The 1,318-nt window shown below is 69.8% G+C and carries 1 protein-coding gene; it reads left to right on the forward strand.

Annotated elements, in window-relative coordinates; all coding sequences use genetic code 11:
• Positions 1 to 179: 179 nt before the first annotated feature.
• Positions 180 to 1,232 (forward strand): adenosine deaminase, encoded by a 1,053-nt coding sequence (locus AOK24_RS33800; protein ID WP_055723824.1) that lies wholly within the window; start codon positions 180 to 182, stop codon positions 1,230 to 1,232.
• The last annotated feature ends 86 nt before the right edge of the window (positions 1,233 to 1,318 follow it).

Genomic DNA, 1,318 nt, shown 5'->3' on the forward strand with positions numbered 1-1,318 from the left:
GACCTCGTCGCCCCGCCCGTCCCGCGTGTTCTCCGTCATGGCGCCGGCCCCCTCTTTCCCGTCCCGCCCATGCTAAATCCCCCCTCCTTCCGCACAGTCCCCGCCTAGGATGATCGGGAACCGATCAGCCGATCACCTGTGCCCGGGGTCTCCCCGGAGGCGCTGTCCCGGAGGGACTCATGAGCAACGCCGTACCCGCATCCCCCGACCTGCGCGCGTTCATCGCCGGTCTGCCCAAGGCCGAACTCCATGTTCACCACGTGGGCTCCGCGTCGCCCAGGATCGTCGCGGAACTGGCGGCCCGGCACCCGGACGCGAAGGTGCCGACGGACCCCGAGGCGCTCGCCGACTACTTCACCTTCACGGACTTCGCGCACTTCGTGGAGGTGTACCTGTCGGTCGTGGACGTCATCCGCACCCCGGAGGACGTCCGCCTGCTGACCTACGAGGTCGCGCGGGAGCTGGCCCGCCAGCAGGTGCGGTACGCCGAGCTGACGATCACCCCCTTCTCCTCGACCCGGCGCGGCATCGACGCGAAGGCGTTCATGGACGCGATCGAGGACGCGCGCAAGGCCGCGGAGAAAGAACTCGGCACCGTCCTGCGCTGGTGCTTCGACATTCCGGGCGAGGCGGGGCTGGAGTCGGCGGAGGAGACCGTCCGGCTCGCGACGGACGACCGGCTGCGCCCCGAGGGCCTCGTGTCCTTCGGCCTCGGGGGGCCGGAGATCGGGGTGCCCCGGCCGCAGTTCAAGCCGTACTTCGACCGCGCCATCGCTGCGGGCCTGCGCTCGGTGCCGCACGCGGGGGAGACGACGGGACCGGGCACGGTCTGGGACGCCCTGACCTACCTACGTGCTGAACGCATCGGCCACGGCACGAGTTCCGCCCAGGACGAGAAACTTCTCGCCCACCTCGCCGCCGAGCGCATCCCGCTGGAGGTCTGCCCGACCTCGAACATCGCCACGCGCGCGGTCGCGAACCTCGACGAGCACCCGATCAAGGAGTTCGTCCGCGCGGGCGTGCTGGTCACGATCAACTCGGACGACCCGCCGATGTTCAGCACCGACCTCAACAACGAGTACGCCGTCGCCGCCCGCCTCCTCGACCTCGACGAGCGCGGCATCGCCGACCTCGCGAAGAATGCGGTCGAGGCGTCGTTCCTCGACGAGGCGGGGAAGACACGGATCAAGGACGAGATCGACACGTATACGGCGGAGTGGCTGGCACCGTGAGCGGGCGGGCGGCGTGAGTCTCTGACGCCGTGAGCGCTCACGTGAACGTTGCCGGGAACGGTGCCGTGAACGCTCACGTGAGCGTT

Origin of the sequence: Streptomyces niveiscabiei (genome assembly GCF_001419795.1) — a bacterium.
GTDB lineage: Bacteria > Actinomycetota > Actinomycetes > Streptomycetales > Streptomycetaceae > Streptomyces > Streptomyces niveiscabiei.